General features: G+C 29.8%; 22 protein-coding genes. 3 read left to right on the top strand and 19 right to left on the bottom strand.

Going from position 1 to position 21,161, the window contains the following annotated elements:
• Positions 1-37 precede the first annotated feature (37 nt).
• From L1S46_RS10020 to L1S46_RS09995, 6 genes are all read right to left on the bottom strand, one after another.
• Complete coding sequence (locus L1S46_RS10020; RefSeq protein WP_238899877.1) at positions 38-802, bottom strand: endonuclease/exonuclease/phosphatase family protein; 765 nt, start codon at positions 800-802, stop codon at positions 38-40.
• A gap of 91 nt (positions 803-893) precedes the next feature.
• Positions 894-2,030 (bottom strand): 5-methyltetrahydropteroyltriglutamate--homocysteine S-methyltransferase, encoded by a 1,137-nt coding sequence (locus tag L1S46_RS10015; protein WP_236898294.1) that lies wholly within the window; start codon positions 2,028-2,030, stop codon positions 894-896.
• Between the two features lie 349 nt (positions 2,031-2,379).
• A complete protein-coding gene (locus L1S46_RS10010; protein ID WP_077306640.1) occupies positions 2,380-3,501 on the bottom strand; it encodes a 5-methyltetrahydropteroyltriglutamate--homocysteine S-methyltransferase in 1,122 nt (373 codons plus the stop codon).
• 20 nt (positions 3,502-3,521) lie between these two features.
• Positions 3,522-4,454 carry a LysR family transcriptional regulator gene (locus tag L1S46_RS10005; protein ID WP_238899876.1) on the bottom strand — a complete coding sequence of 311 codons (933 nt, stop codon included), beginning with the start codon at positions 4,452-4,454 and terminating at the stop codon, positions 3,522-3,524.
• A gap of 131 nt (positions 4,455-4,585) precedes the next feature.
• On the bottom strand, positions 4,586-4,768 hold the full coding sequence (locus L1S46_RS10000) for a DUF1858 domain-containing protein (protein WP_077840636.1): 183 nt from the start codon (positions 4,766-4,768) through the stop codon (positions 4,586-4,588).
• Positions 4,769-4,959: 191 nt separating this feature from the next.
• Entirely contained in the window at positions 4,960-5,613 is a 654-nt protein-coding gene (locus L1S46_RS09995; RefSeq protein WP_238899875.1) for an HAD family hydrolase, read from the bottom strand.
• 192 nt (positions 5,614-5,805) lie between these two features.
• Between L1S46_RS09995 and L1S46_RS09990 the strand changes: the two genes are divergently transcribed.
• Positions 5,806-6,351, top strand: a complete 546-nt coding sequence (locus L1S46_RS09990) for an NADH peroxidase (protein ID WP_017209325.1) — start codon at positions 5,806-5,808, stop codon at positions 6,349-6,351.
• Positions 6,352-6,395: 44 nt separating this feature from the next.
• The gene (locus L1S46_RS09985) at positions 6,396-6,716 is read left to right on the top strand and encodes a DUF1540 domain-containing protein (RefSeq protein WP_012058540.1); all 321 of its coding nucleotides are present in this window, start codon (positions 6,396-6,398) and stop codon (positions 6,714-6,716) included.
• Positions 6,717-6,867: 151 nt separating this feature from the next.
• Here L1S46_RS09985 and L1S46_RS09980 read toward each other — a convergent pair whose 3' ends face one another.
• The 4 genes from L1S46_RS09980 to treP form a co-directional block, all read right to left on the bottom strand.
• Entirely contained in the window at positions 6,868-7,308 is a 441-nt protein-coding gene (locus L1S46_RS09980; RefSeq protein ID WP_238899874.1) for a GNAT family N-acetyltransferase, read from the bottom strand.
• A gap of 21 nt (positions 7,309-7,329) precedes the next feature.
• Complete coding sequence (locus tag L1S46_RS09975) at positions 7,330-7,821, bottom strand: HD domain-containing protein (protein ID WP_238899873.1); 492 nt, start codon at positions 7,819-7,821, stop codon at positions 7,330-7,332.
• A 336-nt stretch (positions 7,822-8,157) separates the two neighbouring features.
• On the bottom strand, positions 8,158-9,810 hold the full coding sequence (treC, locus tag L1S46_RS09970) for an alpha,alpha-phosphotrehalase (protein WP_238899872.1): 1,653 nt from the start codon (positions 9,808-9,810) through the stop codon (positions 8,158-8,160).
• Between the two features lie 18 nt (positions 9,811-9,828).
• A complete protein-coding gene (gene treP / locus L1S46_RS09965) occupies positions 9,829-11,244 on the bottom strand; it encodes a PTS system trehalose-specific EIIBC component (protein ID WP_023976630.1) in 1,416 nt (471 codons plus the stop codon).
• 784 nt (positions 11,245-12,028) lie between these two features.
• Here treP and L1S46_RS09960 point away from each other — a divergent pair.
• Positions 12,029-12,748: a UTRA domain-containing protein gene (locus L1S46_RS09960; protein ID WP_238899871.1), complete on the top strand. Its 720-nt coding sequence runs from the start codon at positions 12,029-12,031 to the stop codon at positions 12,746-12,748.
• Between the two features lie 180 nt (positions 12,749-12,928).
• Here the strand turns inward: L1S46_RS09960 and L1S46_RS09955 are convergent, their stop codons facing one another.
• The 9 genes from L1S46_RS09955 to L1S46_RS09915 form a co-directional block, all read right to left on the bottom strand.
• Entirely contained in the window at positions 12,929-13,561 is a 633-nt protein-coding gene (locus tag L1S46_RS09955) for a hypothetical protein (protein WP_238899870.1), read from the bottom strand.
• A gap of 95 nt (positions 13,562-13,656) precedes the next feature.
• Positions 13,657-14,790, bottom strand: a complete 1,134-nt coding sequence (cbiG, locus tag L1S46_RS09950; protein ID WP_238899869.1) for a cobalt-precorrin 5A hydrolase — start codon at positions 14,788-14,790, stop codon at positions 13,657-13,659.
• Positions 14,777-15,547, bottom strand: a complete 771-nt coding sequence (gene cobM / locus L1S46_RS09945) for a precorrin-4 C(11)-methyltransferase (RefSeq protein WP_238899868.1) — start codon at positions 15,545-15,547, stop codon at positions 14,777-14,779. Before cobM ends, cbiG begins: the two co-directional genes overlap by 14 nt.
• Before the next feature lie 50 nt (positions 15,548-15,597).
• Positions 15,598-16,263: a cobalt-factor II C(20)-methyltransferase gene (locus L1S46_RS09940; RefSeq protein ID WP_238899867.1), complete on the bottom strand. Its 666-nt coding sequence runs from the start codon at positions 16,261-16,263 to the stop codon at positions 15,598-15,600.
• A gap of 151 nt (positions 16,264-16,414) precedes the next feature.
• Positions 16,415-16,987 carry a precorrin-6Y C5,15-methyltransferase (decarboxylating) subunit CbiT gene (cbiT, locus tag L1S46_RS09935; protein ID WP_012058530.1) on the bottom strand — a complete coding sequence of 191 codons (573 nt, stop codon included), beginning with the start codon at positions 16,985-16,987 and terminating at the stop codon, positions 16,415-16,417.
• A 66-nt stretch (positions 16,988-17,053) separates the two neighbouring features.
• On the bottom strand, positions 17,054-17,668 hold the full coding sequence (cbiE, locus tag L1S46_RS09930) for a precorrin-6y C5,15-methyltransferase (decarboxylating) subunit CbiE (RefSeq protein ID WP_238899866.1): 615 nt from the start codon (positions 17,666-17,668) through the stop codon (positions 17,054-17,056).
• Positions 17,669-17,779: 111 nt separating this feature from the next.
• Positions 17,780-18,964 carry a cobalt-precorrin-5B (C(1))-methyltransferase CbiD gene (gene cbiD / locus L1S46_RS09925; protein WP_238899865.1) on the bottom strand — a complete coding sequence of 395 codons (1,185 nt, stop codon included), beginning with the start codon at positions 18,962-18,964 and terminating at the stop codon, positions 17,780-17,782.
• Between the two features lie 57 nt (positions 18,965-19,021).
• Complete coding sequence (locus L1S46_RS09920) at positions 19,022-19,645, bottom strand: precorrin-8X methylmutase (protein ID WP_238899864.1); 624 nt, start codon at positions 19,643-19,645, stop codon at positions 19,022-19,024.
• 67 nt (positions 19,646-19,712) lie between these two features.
• Complete coding sequence (locus tag L1S46_RS09915; protein WP_238899863.1) at positions 19,713-21,092, bottom strand: cobyrinate a,c-diamide synthase; 1,380 nt, start codon at positions 21,090-21,092, stop codon at positions 19,713-19,715.
• Positions 21,093-21,161 lie beyond the last annotated feature (69 nt).

The raw sequence follows: 21,161 nt of genomic DNA, 5'->3' as shown, positions 1-21,161 counted from the left end.
TTTTTTTTACTAATGCTTTATTTCAATTTTTATATATTTAATTTATTACTATATCTGCCATTAAAGGGTAATGATCAGAGGGATACTTCCCGTTATCATTATATTTAATTATTTCAGCATTAACCACATCTATTTCCTCCGATACAAATATATAATCTATATGAAGCCCTTTTCCTGACCTTTTGAAATTTCCTATTGTAGATTCATTATATAAACCCATGTTTACGTCTTGTACTGGTAATAATTTTTTACTTGATATTTTCCCCTCTTTAAGACTTTTAATCAACTTACTATTAGGTCTATCATTAAAATCTCCCATTAGTATAACAGGAAATTTTTCATCTTCTATAAATTCTAGAATTTTTCTTAAACCATACATTCTTGCCTTTGGAAGCAGATTATCTAAATGAGTATTACAAACCCTAACTCTTCTTCCATTATCCATTTGTAAAATGGCTGTTGTGCAAATTCTTGGAAGATATGAGTACCATACGCGGCTTCCTATCTTATCTGGAGTTTCAGATAGCCAGAAAGTTTTATAATCTTCAATTAAATAATTTCTAGAGATTAATAAACTGTTCCTTTCGGAAGAAACTTTTTTCCCTCTTGGAGCTCCAATAATATTATATCCCTCAATATTTTCTTTAATATCATTAAGCATATTATCTTTAATTTCCTGAACCCCTATTATATCGCATTTATACTCATTTATTACGTTATAAATTAAGCTCCTTCTAGTATTCCATCTATCATTAAAATCTATAGGAACATCGCGTCTTAAATTAAAGGTCATTACTCTCATTTGAATCCTCCTTCTAATTTGCTTTTTATCTTTCAAATTAGCCTATAAATATAATTATATTATACTCACTTAAGGAAGAAATCATATATTTTTATTTCCAAATTTCTTCTGAAATTTCTCTTACTAACTTTATCTTATTCCATTGCTCCTCTTCTGTTAGAATATTTCCCTCCTCAGTAGAGGCAAAACCACATTGTGGACTTAAGCAAACTTGGTTAATATCTACGCATTTTGTTGCTTCTCTAATTCTTTCTCTAACTTCTTCTTTATTTTCTAATATTCCTGTCTTGGAACTTATTAACCCTAAAACTACTTGTTGATTTTTAATAAACCTTAATGGTGCAAAATCTCCTGCACGATCTGTATCATACTCTAGATAAAATCCATCTACATTTACAGTTCCAAAAAGAATTTCTGCTACTGGTTCATATCCGCCAGATCCTGCCCATGTTGAATTATAATTTCCACGGCAAACATGCATTGTAATAACCAAATCTTCAGGATGATCTTCAATTGCTAAGTTGTTTACCTTTGCGTATAGTTTAGCAATATCATTTGTATCTACGCCTTCTTGTTGTCTAGCTTCCCAATATTTTTTATCACAAAGCATACCCCAAGTACAATCGTCAAGTTGAAGATTTCTGCAACCTTCGTTATAAAATGCTTTAATAGCTTTTTTGTAAGCATTTGCAATATCTAAAATTAGCTCATCTATGTTTTTATAAATAGATTCTGTAATCTCCTTATTTTCACCACGTTGAAGTTCTGCAAGAAATTGTGCTGGTGCTGGAATAGTCTGTCTAGCGACTACATCATCTCCCGAGATACTCTTTAAAAATTTATAATGTTCAACCATCGGATGATTACTAAAATCTATTTTTCCTGTTAATGTGGCTGTTTCTGCTCTAGTTTCTAGCCCATTAAATTTATAACCTGTTTCTAGTACACGTTTTTCTACCCCATCTAATCCCCACATAAAATCAAGATGCCACCATGAGCGCCTAAATTCTCCATCTGTTACTGCTTTAAGTCCAAGTTCCTTTTGTTTTTTCACTAATTTTATTATTTCTTCATCTTCTATTCTTCTTAATTCATTACTTGAAATTTCTTGATTTTGAAATTTAGCTCGCGCCTCTTTAATAACCTCTGGTCGTAAAAAACTTCCTACAATATCAGCCCTAAATGGTGCAACACTTCTTTGTTTTGCATTTTTAAATTCTATACTCATTTTTTTAATCCCCCTTAATTGCCTTGCTTTATTCTTGAAATCAGTATAGCATGTTTAACCTCATGTAAGGTAACTTCAAAAAACTATTACCAGCTATAATTTTTTCCTATAGCAAACAAATTCACTTCTAAAGGACGAATTTATAAATTAGCCCTTCTCATAATTTATATTGCCAAAGGGCATACAATATCCACAGCTTATCTAATAATATAATTTCCTACCAAAATAGAACTATTTTCATTATGCTTTGTGAAGGCTTTGCTTTCATTAGCTGTTCCTAAAGAATAAAAAACAACTCCGCATATTCCTAAGATATATTAGCAATATACAGAGTCACCCTTATGAAAATCTATAACTTCCAAATTTCATTAGCTGTTTCAATAACAAGTTTAATTTTCTCCCATTGTTCTTCTTCAGTAATTATATTTCCCTCTTCTGTTGATGCAAAACCGCACTGTGGGCTTAGGCAAAGTTTATTAATATCTACATATTGAGAAGCTTCTGCAATACGATTTTTTAATTGCTCTTTACTTTCAAGGCCTCCATGCTTTGTTGTTACAACTCCCAATACAACAAACTGATCATTTATAAATCTTAGCGGCTTAAAATCTCCGCATCTTTCACTATCGTATTCAAGAAAGAATCCATCCACCTTAGCATTAGAAAATAATTCTTCTGCAATAGGTTCATATCCACCTGATGCAAATCCTATTGAATGTAGATTCCCACGGCAAACATGCAAAGTTATGATCATATCTTCTGGTTTTTCTTTAATGCTCTCATTTATCAATCTTACATAATTCTTTGAAAGAGCTTCTGGGTCAATTCCCTGACTTCTAAAATAACTTCTGTGTCTTTCACTACATAGGGTTCCCCACGCAGTATCATCAAGCTGCAAATAACGACAGCCTGCATCGTAAAACTCCTTTATTGCAGATTTGTAAACACTAATAATGTCTTCCATCAGCTCTTCATCACTACTATATACATTATTTTTATTGTGACTTTGAACAAAATGAAATAGAGATGGTGATGGAATAGTAAATTTAGCAATATTTTGATCTTTAACAATGCTATTTAAATACTTAAAATGCTCTAACATTGGATGCCTATTAAATCTTATCTTATCAACAATTTGAAAGCTTTCAGCTTTTGTTCTAGATCCCTGAACACTTCCTCCTTGATTTAATATTATTTTCTTTGTACCTTCAATTCCAACAAAAAAATCAAGATGCCACCAAGATCTCCTAAACTCTCCATCAGTAACAGCTATTAATCCTATTTCTTTTTCCTTTTCTATAAGCTTCCTTATTTCTATATCTTCAACATTTTTCAGCTCTTCAGCATTTATCTCTCCACTATTATATTGTTTCCGTGCAATCTTAATTTCATCAGTTCTAAGAAAACTTCCAACTATATCATATCGAAAAGGTGGACTATTTCTCTTTGTACCTATAATCTCATTACTCATATTTTCCTCCATTTAAACTGCTATAACAGATAATAATTTAAGTCTAAATAATTTGTTGAAATAATTTCGTTTAAAATCTCAATGTAGCGCATTGTTATTTTATTAAGCTTAATATCCTTATGGGCTATCCATCCAACTGTGAAAATTTCATCACATTCTATTGGTATTGCTTTAAGTTTGCTTTCATCAAAATCAGAGTCTATAAATCCTGTTCCAATTGTATAACTATCTGTACTGGTTAATAAAGTTGAAAGTGTTGCTCTATCAATAACTTTAATACTTTTCGGAACATTAGTCATGTTCATCATTTCTTCTGAAAAATTAAATGAATTATTAATTCCCTGTTCAAATGTTATATAAGTAAATTCTAACATCTCATTAGTAGTAACACTTTCTTTAGTAGAAAGAGGATGATTGTTACTTATGATTATATGTGGGTTTGCATTAAAAAGCGGAGTGAATTTCAAATTACTATCACTAAAAATTCTATTCATAACCTTAGAGTTCACTTCATTAATATATAAAATCCCAACATCACTACGAAGAGTTTTTACATCATCTATTATTTCATATGTCTTTGTTTCTCTTAAATTAAACTCATACTGATTTGTTTCAATTTCTTTTAAGAGTTTTGTAAATGCATTTACAACAAAAGCATAATGCTGAGTTGACACAGAGAAATGCATAATCTTTTCTCTTCTTCCATGATAGCGGTCCTCAATAAATTCAGCTTGTTCACTTATTTGGCGAGCATACCCTAAGAATTCAATCCCATCTGAAGAAATGCTAATTCCTCTATTTGTCCTCTCAAATATTACAATTCCCAGTTCACTTTCAAGTTCTCTTATTGAATTAGATAGACTTGGCTGAGATATAAATAATTTTTTAGCTGCCTCGTTTATTGACCCGTACCTTGCAATTTCAAGAGCATATTTTAATTGTTGCAAAGTCAATGTTTTTCCCCCTTTCAGCTAAAATCCTTTATTTGATATTATAATCTAGATTTTATGATTTATAAATATCTATGATTTTCTTTACACAAAAAAGGACCGCTTAGTTTTAAGCAGCCTTTCTATTAAGTATATTATTTATTTAATTGTTCTAATAATTCTTCTAAATTTATTCCATGAACTTTAACTGCATCTTCAATTGTTTCAGCTTGTGCAGATGGGCATCCAACACATCCCATTCCAAAGCTCATTAAAATTTGTGGTGCATTTTCCTTTATACGAATTACTTCTCCTATTGTTAAATCCTTAGTTATCATGTTGACATTCTCCTCTCATATGTCTTAATAAGTTATCTTTTAAGTTTTTATTGTTTATCTTTAATCTTATTATAATGTTTATTCCACATTACTTCCGTAACTGATGTTACAATAAAATTAATTTTTATATTTCTTTACTGAGTATTGAAGGTATCAACATAATTATCCTTATATAACTGATTTATAATTTTTTAAAGAAGAATATTCAATAGTTCTTCTGTATCCTTAACTATATATTCTGCTCTGGCTTGGGTTAGTTCAATAACATCTCCAAAACCATAAAGAACTCCCACTGATTTTATATTATTTTCTTTTGCGCCGATAATATCATGTTCTCTGTCTCCTACCATGATAACCTTTGATAAGTCTGCAATATTAGCCTCTTGTAAAGCATATTTTATTACATCACCTTTATTTACTCTTGTTTCTTCAAAGTCTGCTCCAGCTGCAAAATCAAAATATTTATCAATTTTAAAATATTGTAAAATTTGCCTTGCATACACTTCTGGTTTTGATGTAGCAAGTACAATTTTTTTATTATTTTTCTTAAGTACCTCTAGAAGTTCTGGTATTCCATCATATAACTTATTTTCATAGATACCTTTTTCAGCAAAATATTCTCTGTATTTTACCAATCCAAGCTGTGCTTTTTCCTCATCGAAGTTATAATATTCTTTAAACGAATCCTTTAAAGGTGGTCCAATAAATTTGTTTAATTCTTTAAGGTCATCAACTAAAATTCCAAAAGACTTTAAAGCATATTGAACTGATTTAGTTATTCCTTCGCCAGAATCAGTAAGTGTTCCATCTAAATCAAATAATATATATTCAAAATTGTTATTCAAGTAAAAATTCCTCCTTGTTTATCACTCTTAACTCACTCCAATAAATTATAACATATTTAGAAAATTATACGACACCTGAATAATTTAATTAATAAAAATTATATATTAATATTTTTGTTTTAATTGGTAATACTATTTTTAAGGTTGTTTAATACCTAAAAAATACAATAATAGTTTATGGAGGAATTTTAAATGAAAAGATTTGTTTGTACTATTTGTGGTTATATCCATGAAGGTGACACACCACCAGACGTTTGTCCTATCTGTAAAGCAGGTGCTGACAAATTCAAGGAAATGACTGACTCATTAAATTTTGCTGATGAACATAGAATTGGTATTGCCGGCGGTCTTAATGATGAATTATTAGAAGGTTTAAGAGCTAATTTCATAGGTGAATGTACTGAAGTCGGAATGTACTTAGCAATGTCCCGTCAAGCTGACCGTGAAGGTTATCCTGAAGTAGGTGAAGCATATAAAAGAATTGCTTATGAAGAAGCAGAACATGCTGCTAAATTCGCAGAACTTTTAGGGGAAGTTGTTGTTCCTGATACTAAATCTAATTTAAGTGCTAGAGTTGAAGCTGAATATGGTGCTTGCGAAGGCAAAAAGAAACTTGCAACCTTAGCTAAGGAGCATAATCTAGATGCTATACATGATACTGTTCATGAAATGTGTAAAGATGAAGCAAGACATGGTAAAGCATTTAAAGGCTTACTTGATAGATACTTTAGCAAATAATATTATAACTAGATTAAGATTTAACTTAAAGGAGTGTGTTTTTTGTGGAAAAAATTAATTGTGAAGTAAATAATTGTTCACACAACAATAGTGGAGTTTGCTATTCAAATAGAGTTGATATTGGTGGAATGTCTGCAAGTAGTGAAAGAGGAACTTGCTGCGGTTCATTTTTACAAGAATCTCATTATAGCGACTTAACTAATAATACTAATTCTCAAGGAAAATGCGATGCTCTAACTTGCAACGTTGAAACATGTAATCATAACACTAACAAACTTTGTAGCCTAGATTCTATACAAGTAGCAGGTAATGGAGCCCAATTATATACTGAAACTAAATGTGCTAGTTACGATTCTAGAGAATAATTAGAATATATGATTAAGTGTTCTATATTCTAATATTCCTAACAATAGATATTCTGAAGAATATTTAAATATCTATTCTTCAGAATACCCATATATAATTTTAGACAGTTTATTTACATATAAAAACCAGTTCGATGATATTATATATTTTTTAGATTTCCTTTCCCATCATTATCACATTCTCAAAAGTTTTGAATCCATGCTTCTTATAAAAACCTTCTGTTTCATTAGTTTTAAGTGTCAGCAAAATCACTCTATCTATCCCCTTAGCTTTTAATCTTGTTATAAATTCACTCAGCAACTTTGAACCTATACCTGCACCTTTAATTTTATGGTCTACACAAAGTTCTTTAATTTGAAAAAGTACTGCATCATAATAATATTCAATGCTTCCAAGTATCATTCCCACTAATTTTTCCTCATCAAATGCAACCAGTCCATTAAACCCTTCGCAATTTATCATCTGAGATATGCGTTTAGATGCACTTTCAATAGTCCATTTGTCATTCCACGGTTCACAATTAAAAGCTTTTACATAAACTTCTGAAATTTCTCTAATAATTTCTCTATCTAAATTTTTATATTCTATCATTTTATTACCCCTTATTTTATATTACAGGTATAAGCTATTTAAAAATTCTGTTCCTGATTTTGTTTTAAAGTATTTATTTTTTATACTTTCAATTTGAGGAGTTTTTATTTCATCTTCATAAATATTAACTAAAAAATCAGCTTCTATTAATATTTGATAGTCAATGCCATCAATTTTGCTATATGTATGATGATGCCCAATCAAATAGCATACTCTTTCAATAAATTCTTCACTAAAATTAAATTTTGAAAGCATTTCCTTTGCAACTGGAGGCCCTTCAAGTTCTTGATAATTTCCAGCAGAAGAATTATATTTTTCTTCACTAACTTTTATTCCTATATCATGCATTACTGCAGCTACTTCTAAAATTTCCTGAGTCTTCTTATCTACATTTTCAAGTTCCCCTATAGATTTAGCAAAAGAAAATACCTTTAAAAAGTGATTAACCCTTCTTGGATCTTTTGCATAGTATTTTATCATTTCATTTATTATAGTACTAATCTTTTCATTCATAATTACATTTTAGTCTGCAGCATACTTTAATAGTATACCCAGAGCTAATCCACCTTCCTTCTCAATAATATATCTTATTTAATTATTATACTAATTCATAAGATATATTAATATAGCTTTTATATTAATTCCTATACTTATAAGACTTATCTTCTAAAACCACCAGCCACTTCGTTAAATATTAATATAACTAACTTTAACTTCATCTTTTCTCTCTATATATAAACTGCACACATAAAAGATTATAAACTCATGTATTAACGCTGGAATCTCCTATAAATTTCTGTACAAAAAAGTAACAACCGCCCATTTGCTGAGCAGTTGCTACTGTAATTTCTATATATGATATACAATTGATTCAAATGGTCTTAAATTTAACTCTTTATTTAATACACTACTATCTTTATAATTTGATATTAATATTTTACTCTTAGCACTTTTATTTGCATATTCATCTGGAATCTCTACTTTTGCACTTTCTTCATAAAAATTATTTATGACAAGTACTGTAGCGTCGCCTAAATTTCTTACATATGAAAGTACTTTATTATTTTCTTCAAGAATGAACTTTATACTTCCATTTGAAATCACTTCATAATCTTTTCTCAACCTTATTAGCTTTTGATAATGATAGAAAATCGAATCTTCATCCTTTAATGCTTGTTCAACATTTATTCTTTTATATTCACTGCTAACAGGTATCCATGGTTCACCTTTAGTAAACCCAGCATTTTCACTATCATCCCATTGTACTGGAGTTCTAGAATTATCACGAGATTTTGCTTTTAAAATCTGTAATATCTCTTCTTCAGATTTTCCTTGCTCTTTTAAAATATTATAATAATTTATAGATTCTACATCTCTATACTTCTCTATGCTATCGAAATAAGGGTTTATCATTCCAATCTCTTCACCTTGATACACATATGGAGTCCCCCTCATCATGTGTATTGTAGTTGCCAGCATTTTAGCACTTTCTTTTAAATATTCTTTGTCATTTCCAAACCTAGAAACTATTCTAGGCTGATCATGATTACACCAAAACAGAGCATTCCACCCATTTTGAATTTCTTCTTGCCAAGTTTTAAATAACGCCTTCAACTTCATAAAGTCAAAATCCATAACAGTCCATTTATCGCCTTTATAGTAATCAACTTTTAAATGATGAAAATTAAATACCATTGATAATTCCTTTTCTTCTGGATTAGAATATCTTATACAATTCTCAAGAGAAGTTGATGACATTTCTCCTACAGTTACAATATTTTCATATTTTCCATAGGTATTTTCATTAAGCTCGTGGAGATAGTCATGAATTTTAGGACCATCTGTATAGAATCTTCTTCCATCACCTTCTGTATCACTTTCAAACTTTTCTGGTTTTGAAATTAAATTTATAACATCAAATCTTAATCCTTTGACACCTTTTTTAAGCCAAAAGTTAACAACACCATAAATCTCATTTCTAACTTCGTCATTATCCCAATTCAAATCTGCCTGAGTTCTATCAAAAAGATGTAGATAATATTCATCAAACTTTTCTACATATTCCCATGCATTCCCACCAAATTTAGATTTCCAATTTGTAGGTGGTTTATCTTTTTCTGATTCTTTAAATATATAGAAATCTTTATATTTTCTATCTCCGCTTATAGCTTTTTTGAACCATTTATGTTCTGTTGATGTATGATTAAGTACCATATCAAGCATTACATATATATCTCTTTTTTCTGCTTCTTGTACTAATTTTTCAAAATCTTCTAATGTACCAAAGCTTGGGTCAATATTATAGTAATCAGAGATATCATATCCGTTATCTACTTGAGGAGAAGGATAAAAAGGAGTAAGCCATATATAATCTATACCTAAATTTTTTAAATAATCTAATTTTTCTATTACTCCGTTTAAATCTCCAATTCCATCACCGTTTGTATCATAAAATGATTTAGGATATATTTGATAGATAGTACTTTTCTTAAAATCCTTCATAATTTCTTCCTTCCAATCCTAGCTTATTGCTTTCTTTTTCCCTACAATTACTGTAAGAACAAATGGTACTACTACTGCTACAAGCATTGCTAATGCAAATATCATCATGAACGCTGGTTTTATTGATAATATACCTGGAAGTCCTCCAACACCGATTGAGTTTGCCATTACGCCACTTCCAACTGAAATTATTGCTGCTATTGCTGATCCTGCCATTCCACAGAAGAATGGGAATCCATGCTTTAAGTTAACACCAAACATTGCCGGTTCAGTAACTCCAAGGTAAGCTGAAATACAAGCTGGTACATTAACTTCTTGAGCTTCTTGATTCTTTCTTTGTAAATATATCATAGCTAAAACTGCTGAACCTTGTGCGATATTAGATAATGCTATCATTGGCCAAAGTGATGTTCCTCCAAATTGTGCCATTAATTGAAGATCTATTGCATTTGTCATGTGGTGAAGTCCTGTAATAACAAGTGGTGCATAAAGGAATCCAAAGATTGCTGCAAAAATCATTCCAAATGAAGATGTTAATCCACCATATACTACTTTTGAAATCGCTGCACCAATTGCCCAACCTATAGGTCCTATAACAATATGAGCTATCAAAACAGCTGGTACTAAAGCAAAGAATGGTACAACTATCATTGATATTGATGCTGGACTTATCTTTCTTGCGCCTCTTTCAAGAAATACTAATGCAAAACCTGCAAGTATAGCTGGTATAACTTGTGCTTGATATCCAATCATGTTTACATGTGCAAATCCGAAATCCCAGAAAGGTATTTTATCAGCTGGTGTACTTGCCACTGCATATGCGTTTAAAAGTTGTGGTGAAACTAATGTAATACCTAAAACTATACCAAGAATTTGGGTTGTCCCCATTTTCTTTGTAATTGACCATGTAATACCTACTGGTAGGAAGTGGAATATGGCTTCTCCAATTAACCATAAGAAACTGTTTGTCCCAGCCCAGAACTGAGATACTTCAACTAAAGATTTTGTTCCGCCTTCTAATAATTTCATATCTCCGATAACATTTCTAAATCCTAAAATCAAACCTCCAACGATGATTGCTGGAATAAGTGGTGAAAATATTTCTGCTATATTTGCCATAAGCTTTTGTATAAAAGTCATGTTGTTTTTAGCAACATCTTTTACTGCATCTTTACTTACTCCATCTATTCCTGAAACTGCTATAAAGTCATTATAAAATGTTGATACTTCATTCCCAATTATAACTTGGAACTGCCCTGCTTGTGTAAATGTTCCTTTTACACTTTTTAATTTTTCAATTTCACTTACGCCAGCTTTACTTGGATCGTTTAATACAAATCTCATTCTAGTAACACAATGTGTAACTGCTGAGATGTTTTCTTTTCCACCAACTAGCTTTAATAGTTCTTTTGCATCATTTTGAAATTTCCCCATCATTAAAACCTCCAATTTGATTTTTATTACTTTAAAGAATAAGTTCATGAATATTAATACAATTTTGTTTTGTATTAGTCCAATTGAACAATTAATTAATAAATTTTATATTAAACCTAACATTTAAATGTTTACAATATCATAATAATCTATTTTAAACATATAGTCAATAATATTTTTAATATTTGTTTAAACAAATTTCTTGAAAATGTTTAATATTCAGTATTAAAGCCATTTTATTATATAAAACAAATTCAAAATATGTTTAAACACATTTTAAATTTGTTCAAATAACCTATTCAAATTTTAGATTTTCTATCATTTTAATAACTCTCAAATCAAGTTTAAATTTACAAATCTATTAAAGTTTCAAATTCATATCTTTACTAGAAATCATAAATATATTTTCATAGCTTTTCATAACAAAAATATTTATGATTTAGGTAAGTTACCATACAAATTCAGTTTTAAAATTTGTTATCTATATAGTGTTATTTGTGTACAATGCAAATTATTTAGGTATTGAAGTACCTGACATTATCTTATAGTAATAAATTACACTAAGTAATTTATCGCCTTATTATTTTAATTATTTAGTTAACTTATTAAAAAAAATAAAGTATAATATATTCATCGAATCCTATAAAGGTACAAATATTTTATATGTGCTCCAATGATAAATCTGCATTTAAAATTCTAGTTGGATAAACGCTCAATTAAGTATAAGATGTAGAAATCCAATTGCAGCATATATACCCCAAGATAACTTAAGGGAGTGTTAACTTTGCCTAATGTAAAATTCAAAGATATATATCACATATTAAAAAGCAATATAGATAGTGGTAAGTATGATAATTCTATGATGCTTCCAACCGAAATGGAATTAGTTGACAAATTCGAATGTAGTAGAAATACTGTTAGAAGAGCAATTAATGAACTGAGTAAAGATGGATATGTTAAAAGCGTTAAAGGAAAGGGCGTAATCATACTAGAAAGCAGAGAATCAATAGAACTTCCTATTGGTAATCTACTCGGATTACAAGAATTACATACAAAAAAGAAATTCACTACCAGTGTTGTGCATTTCTCAAAAATAACTATAGATGAATCCTTATCAAGAATAACTGCTTTAAAACTAGATACTGAAGTATATCACCTTCATAGAATAAGATTTTATGATAATGAACCAATTATTCTTGATGTAAATTATTTTAGTGCTGATGTAGCAAAAGATTTGACTATAGAAATTGCTCAAAATTCCGTGTATGAATATATTGAAAAAGATTTAAATACAAAAATTCTTGCTTCAAAAAAGATTATTGTTGTTGAACATGCAACAGAATTGGATAAAAGATTTTTAGATTTAGGTACATATGATTGTGTTGCTGTCGTAAAAACATATGCTTATACTGATTCCGGTAAACTTTTTGAATATACAGAATCTCGTCATAGACCAGATAAATTTGTATTTGTTGAATCATCATCTTTAAGAAAAAATATTTAAGCATAGTAAATGACATTTTTTATTCTTTTATAGTATTTAACCCTAGTAAAATAGATTAATATAAACGTTATCCGCTGATTTAATTATATTATAATTTCCTAAATACAAAAAAAACTTACTAAATAAATTTTTAGTAAGTTTTTTTGTATAGGATATTTAGTTAATGAAAATGAATTTATATTATTCTATAAAATTGCAAAGGTATGTATATTGCTTATTTAATTCTTTTTGATACCATTCTGTTTTTATTAAACTTATATATGCATCAACTATCTTTTTCACTTGGCTTTCTTTTGTAATCTGCATGAATAAGGCAAGAATAAAAAAAACTATAATTCCTATTGTAATTGCATTTTTTACATTGTTAGTAAAATTGAATATAATTAATAATACTGCACCAATAGCTCCTGTAGCTATTGAATAATATGTTACGTAATCTATTCTATCTTTAGTTTTTACTATTTTCGCCTTTAATGTATCAACGATATGTACATCCTTAAATAACAAATCCAACTTATCTCTATATAAATCCATGAATTTAGACAACATATAGTTATATCTTTCAACATTACTACTTTCTAAGATTCTCATGCACATAATTAATGGATAAGGGTACTCAGCCACACTTTTATATACATATTCATTTCTTCTTTCAAGACTAGGAATCTTTACGCTTAATTCTCTATTTTCATCAAGAGTCAATTCATAATTGTCATTTACTAAACTTGTATAATTGTCTTTAATAATTTCTAATGATTTAGCCATTAATTTATTATTCTCATTCATTTTATTTAGCATGTCCAAAATCGTCATATTCTCTTCTCCCCTACTTTTTAAAATAAATGCTTTATCAGATATATTATAGCATACTTTCCCAATGCATGAACATAAAGGATTGATTTTAGAACTTATTCCAGCATGTTTTTAAGTACCCCTATAGCTAATGTCATACCTTCATGCTTTATTTTGCTTATAATAACCTCTGCACCTGCAAGATCAACGGAAGGCTCACAGACCCCAGTTATTCCAAGTGTTTTAAATACAAATTCACTTTTATCATATTTATCTTGAACGGTTTTTATTTCATCTTTGCTAAAAGTTTTGAATGGACAATTAATTTTTTCCGCTAATTTTATAATACCTTCTTCATTAGCTTTAATATCTACAGAAACAATTCTTGACACTGCTCTTATATCCAAATTATATTTTATTAAATTCGCATTTACAAAGTCATATAATTTTTCATAAGTTGTGCCTTTCCTACACCCGATACCTAAAACTATATCTTTTTTTATAAGTCTAAGTATCTTAGAATAATCAGTTTTTTCGATTTCTTCATCGTTGCTACTTTTTAAACAATGAGTTATCCAAATACAATCCTCTCTTAAGCACTGTATCTTTTCGTATCCATTGCTGATTTTAATTATATTATACTCATCTTTAATTCCAATTATTTTTTTATCAATTAGAAGCGCCGCCATATATTTAGCCTTTTTTAAATCTTCAATAATCAAATTATTTTCTTTGGCTAGAATATCTGGGGCAATCAGCCCTAAATTATCACTTGCAGTGGTTATAATAGGCATAGAATTTAATATTTCTGATACCTTATAAGTAAGCTCATTGCCTCCACCTAAATGTCCACTTAATATATTTATTGCATATTTACATGATAGATCAACTACTACAATTCCCGGATCCTTATCCTTGCCTTCAAGAAATGGAGCTATTGCTCTTACTGCAATTCCTGTTGAAGATACAAATATAATCCCTTCTGAATTATTCATAGCTTCTTTTGTAATAGTCTTTAAATTAAAATCCTTACCATATACGAAAGTGTTTATTTCTGATTTCCCATTATTAATCTGATCTTGTGATGGATCATTTTCTTTTATATATAATCTTCCATTAAAGCTTTCTTTAAGCTTCAATGCTATCTCTTTTCCTTTAGGTGATGGACAAATTATACTTATATTTTTACTAAGTGAATTTATCGCCTCACTTTCGGACTTTTTAGACAGTTCTTCATTATTTCGATTCATTACTTGTATCCTCAGCGTCTCTGAACATATGCGAAAAGCTCTTATCATATAACAAGCTTTTTTCAAAATCGCTATCAATAAAATCTCCAACTAATATTTGAGCACATTTAGTAATGTTATTTTCCTTAACTTTTTCTGCTATATCATCAAGAGTTCCCATAATTACTCTTTGATCAGGCCATGTAGCTCTTTCAACTACAGCTATTGAAACATTCTTTTTATACCCTTTTCTAAGTTTCTCAACAACTTTGTCTATCATTGAAATAGATAAAAATATAGCCATTGATGCTCCAATAGATGCCAATGTTTCAAGATCCTCATTTGCTGGAACAGGAGTTCTTCCCTCAATCCTAGTTAAAATGACAGTTTGTGATACTCCTGGTAAAGTAAATTCTCTATTTATAGCAGCTGCTGCACCTGTAAATGAACTTACACCTGGAACAACTTCATAAGGTACACTAACCCTGTCAAGTTCAACCATTTGCTCTCTTATAGCTCCATAAATTGATGGATCACCTGTATGTAGCCTTACAACCAGTTTTCCCATTTGTTCTTCCATTGTCATTATTTCCATTACATCTTCTAACGTCATATTAGCAGAATTATAGATTTGAACGTCTAGTCTGCAATATTCTAAATGTTCTTTTGAAACTAAAGAACCAGCATATATTACTACATCTGCTCTTTCTAATAAATCACGACCTCTAACTGTTATTAAATCAGCTGCTCCAGGACCTGCCCCTATAAAATAAATCATGCTTAAAACACTCCTTTTTTAATATTACTTTAACTAATATTTTATTATATTTATTCCCTGTTTGCTATTATTAAAGACATATAATCTCTAAGTTTTAGTATTTCTTCTCTTTCAGTTAAAACAGTCTCGCCCTCTCTACCAACTCGACTTGCATAAACATAATCAAAGCCTTTTTCCTCTAATGTATTTATAACTTCTTCTTCATGCTTGTATACTTTCATTATTACAACAAACTTTTCATCTGTTATTTCTTTCACTTTAGTAGCCGGCATAATCACTAGCTTCTCATCACCTACAACTAAAGTCCTATTAACTAAGCTCCCAGCCGCGCAAAAAGATGTTATTCCAGGAATTGTTTGAACATCAAATCCACAATCTCTAACATGCTTTAACATATGACTATATGTACTGTAAATATACGGATCTCCAATAGTTAAAAATGCAACATCCTTTCCTTCTTTAAGCCTTGCTTCTATAAATTCATAAGCCTCCAATGCTTTTATTACTCTATCTTTCTTCCCCATTGGAAAATGCTTTACAATAACTTCGGTACCTGGTTTTATATATTCTCTAGCTGTTTCAAGCGCAATGCTTTCCCCACCTTCAGTAGCAGATGGTGCAACTACAACTTGACACCTTTCTATTGTTCTTACTGCCTTTACAGTTAAAAGTTCAGTATCTCCAGGTCCTACACCTATTCCGTATAATGTTGCCATTTTATAATTCCTCTCTTCCTAAGTAACTACATATGTATATATTATTATTTTAATTCTAGTTACCGATATCATATTATCTTTATTTATTTATACACTTTTATTTATAACAACTATGTATTATTTTATCTTAAAAATCTTTATTAAATTATACTTAATTCCTTATACATTGAATTATATATATTGGATTATTAGCTATCATCATTAAAGTATCTTCACGGTTTTTACTTATATTAACTAATGAAATTTCAATTTTATAATCTAGTTTCTTCATGACCTCAATTGCTCTGTATGCATTGTCTAAGGTAATAAAATTCATAACTATCGTGCCTTTTTTTACTACGATTGCATTTACCTTAAGTAATATCTCCTCTAAATGCCCGCTGCTTCCTCCAATGAATATGGAATCAAATTTTAAACCTTGAAAAATCAAAGTATCCAGCACTCTACTTGCTTCTTTATTTAAAATCTTTACGTTATCACATTCAAACTTTTCCACATTAGTTTCTGTAATTTCATATGCTTCATAATTTTTTTCTATTGCAAGCACTTTACCGTTTTTTGCAATTTTAGCAGCCTGAACTGTAATACTCCCTGTACCACTTCCAACATCTAGTACTAAAGAATTATCTGTTAAGTTCATTTTCGCAATTGAAAGTATTCTTATATCTTCCTTTGTCATTGGGCAGTTTCCTCTAATAAACTCTTCATCTTTTATAAAAACCATGAAAATTTCCTCCTCTATTTCAGGTATTAATCAAACGTCAACGTCACACAAAAATCATTATAAATTCTATCGACTTGTTCTATCTACTATAAACACAATCAGTGAATCATATTTTTTATTCATAAATTCCTCTGGAGTACCATTAGTTATAATCTCATCTTCATAGGATAAATTTTCTCCTATTACAACTTTACATCTAACTTTTTCTTTATGCAAAATTTCACATAAAATAGCAGGATTATTCTCTTTATCTGTAAGCCAAATGCTTAAGTCGTGATTATTAACCACATTCAAAAAGTCTTCTTTCCTTCCATGTAAACTTCCTAGGTACGCATTATTCCATGACATATTTAATTTACATATCAGATATTGAAAAGAACTTATGCCTGGTATCACTTGAAATTCTAAAGTTGCTTTACTTTTTATATAATTTGTTATCCCATAAAAAGTTGGATCACCAGATGCAACAATCGAAATAATCATACTTCTATTTTTCTCATCACATATATATTCGTTAATATCAATTAGCTTATTTATATATATTTTTTTATTATCTATAAACTCTAAGGAATCCAATGCTCTTTTAAAACCTATTATTATATTAGATTTTTTTAATATTTCCAAGGCCTTAGGCATAATATAATCCCTGTGTCCAGGACCAAGCCCTACAATATAAATCATTTTTGTGTCCCCCTATGAAAGCTTAATTAACTTTTTAATATTAATCCCTAAAATATTTTACACAATCCATAATCTAATGAATTATCCTAAAATTTATATTGAACTTTATTATTAATTATCCTTAATGGACTTCCATAATAAAATCGGATTTGATGCGCCATAATACATTACAGCGTCAACTTCTAGCTCTCCATAAACATGCTCTTTGATTTTTTGAACTATTTTATTTCCAATGTTCTCATAAAGTTTCTCATATCCATCTCCAAGCATTTTAACTGCACCTTCGCATGTCTTTTCCTCAAGCACTCTTTTTACAAGTGACATATCATATCCAAGAAGCGCAAGTTCTAATGCAATAACTTCAAGCCTCACTCCATTGACCTTACTATGAGTATTGAAACATCCATAAGCTATTTTACTCATCTTTCCTATATGTCCAACTATTATAATAGACTTAACTTTACACGAAACACAAGTCTCTAATGCAAATCCTATAAAATTTGAACATGTTACCACTTCTTCCTCTTTAAACCCAAGTTCCTTACAATAATTATCGCCTAAATTTCCGAAAGTTAAAACTAATCTTTCATTATTTATTGCTTTTTGGGTAATTTCTATCTTTATGGAGGCTTTAAGTGCATCTTCTGACATAGGATATACAATTCCTGTTGTCCCAAGAATAGAAATCCCACCTTCAATCCCAAGTCTAGGATTAAAAGTCTTTTTTGCTACTTTTTCTCCTTGCGGCACTGAAATTATTACTTCAACTCTTTCTCCTGGAGGTAACACTTTTAATACTTCTTCTTTTATCATCTTTCTAGGAACCGGATTAATAGCCGCTTGTCCTTTAGGAATAAAAAGCCCATCCTTAGTAACAATTCCAACTCCAGCTCCGCCTTTAAGCACTACTCTTTCTAACTCATCTTCTTTTTCTGCTCTGCTATCTTCAACTAAAGCACTATCATACTTTTGCAAGTCTTCATTTTGAAATATCTTATTATTTATTGGTTTGATCTTTTTAACCATGGCCTTTATTTCTATTCCATGAGTGTTATCAGGATCATCTCCACCATCTTTTAAAATAGTACACTCAACATAATCATCAAATTTTTCTATTAATTCTATAGGCATTGTTACATCAATTCCTTTAGGAGTTGCAATCTCTATTTCATTAAGATTTTTCTCTTTATTAAATAAGATAATTGTTGCTGCTTTTGCTGCCCCAGCACTACAAGAACCCGTTGTATATCCACATCTTAACCTTTTTCCATCTACATCAACGTACATTTCAAACATAAAAATCACCTCCTGACATCATTAACTTTTTAACTATCTTTAATCTAATAAATTTAATTATCTTGAAACCACCATGTACATAAGGGCATTAACTATTGCTGCTGCAACAGTACTTCCACCTTTTCTTCCTTTAATTCTTATGTAAGGTATATTAAGTTCATTCATATTTTCCTTACTTTCTGCAGCTCCAACAAACCCTACTGGCGCCGCTATTATAAGCTTTGGTTTTGCCTTTCCTTCTTTTATTAACTCTTTAAGCCTAAAAAGAGCTGTTGGTGCATTACCAAAAACGAATATATCTACATTATCCATACAAGCTTTTTCCACTGCAGCCATGCTTCTAGTAATATTTTTTTCCTTTGCTTCTTTATGAACTACTTCTTCATTCACATAACAGATAACTTCACTATTAGTTTTAGCTAACGCCATTTTATTAATTCCGTTTAAAGCCATATTAGTATCCGTATAGATTTTTGCACCTTGTTTAAAAATACCTTTTGCAGTTTCAATTGCTGTTTCACTTATTTCTACCAAATCTTTATATTCAAAGTCTGCAGTAGTGTGAATAGTTCTTTTAACTATAAGCAGTTCTTCTTCACTAAATGAGTGCGACCCCATTTCATTACCAATAATCTCAAAACTTTTTTCTTCAATTCCCATAGGATTTTTTAAATATTCCATATATTTTTAGCGAGGGGTTTAACAAACACCTCACCAAGCTCACCTCTTTCCAAGTTTAATAAATTGATTAATAGTTAACCAACGCTTTTAATAATTCTTCATTTCCAAGAAAGTTTATATGGGCATATCCTCCTAATGTATTATTTTTAAAGTATCCGCATTTCCACTTTAATACTTCCCCATTATATAAAGTTTTTTCTACTTCATATACATTATCCTCATCCAAATCTACCTTTGACTTATGAAACTCATGGGCATTAACTTCAAATTCATTATCTTCTAAGCCCTTATTATTAAAACACTTGTTATCTATTTTAACCTTACAGTAACCAAAATTCTGAAGCTTATTAGTCATTGTGCTATTGCCATGGAAAAAACCAACCATTTCTGATCCATCTATTGATTCTGTAAGATACATAAGTCCACCGCATTCTGCATAACATCTCAAGCCGCTATCTAAAGCTTCTTTAATGCTTTTTCGCATAGAATAATTGTTTTCTAATTCCTTTTTAAATACTTCTGGATATCCTCCACCTATATATAAAAAATCTAAGTTTTGTGGCAATTCTTTATCATTGATTGGACTAAAATAAACAACCTCGCCCAAGTTTTCTAAAGCTTCCAAATTATCTTTATAATAGAAACTGAACGCCTTATCTAAAGCCACTCCTATTTTTAAATTTCTATTTTTAGATTCTTCTTTTAAACTTTCAAAACTTTTTTGTTTATCATCTGCTTTAAAAGAATTATTAAGATCACCATCTGTACTTATTTTATACTCCTGAGTTGCATTTATAATTCCATCTATATCTACATATTTTTCCATTAAATTTGCACATATATCTAATTTTTCTTCAAGATTAAGGATTTCCATACTCTGAACAAGCCCTAAATGCCTGCTGCTTACTGCTATTTCTGGCGTTTTAGGAATATATCCAAAAACTTTTATATTACAATTTTTTTCTATTGCATACTTTAATAAATTATAATACTTTTCACTTACAGAATTTAATACGACTCCAACAATATTAGCATCCTTATAATTTTTAAAACCGCTAATTTCAGCACATATGCTTGCACTTTGCCCCTTAGGAGACAATACTAGCACTATCGGCATATTTCCTAAAAGTTTTGAGACATGATAAGTGGAACCTTTTTCACTTGCTCCAATTCCGTCATATAATCCCATAACACCTTCTATTATACCAATATTTCCAGAACCTTTTTGAAAACTTTTTTTCACACCTTCTTCGCCCATTAAGAAAGTATCAAGATTTCTTGAAGCTATCCCTGTGACTGCTTTATGAAATGCTGTATCTATATAATCCGGTCCTACCTTATAACCTTGTACATGAAAATTTCTACTTTTAAGTACTTTCATAAGCCCAAGAGTAAAAGTAGTTTTTCCTCCTCCGCTGCAATTCGAAGATATAATTATAGACCTCATATTATTTTCCTTTCTGTACTAACAAGACTTTTTAACTCTGCCTAAATACCTGCAAAGAATTTTGCAACT

Origin of the sequence: Clostridium sp. YIM B02500 (assembly GCF_022324665.1) — a bacterium.
GTDB lineage: Bacteria > Bacillota > Clostridia > Clostridiales > Clostridiaceae > Clostridium > Clostridium beijerinckii.
This window is presented reverse-complemented; position numbering and strand designations above follow the sequence as displayed.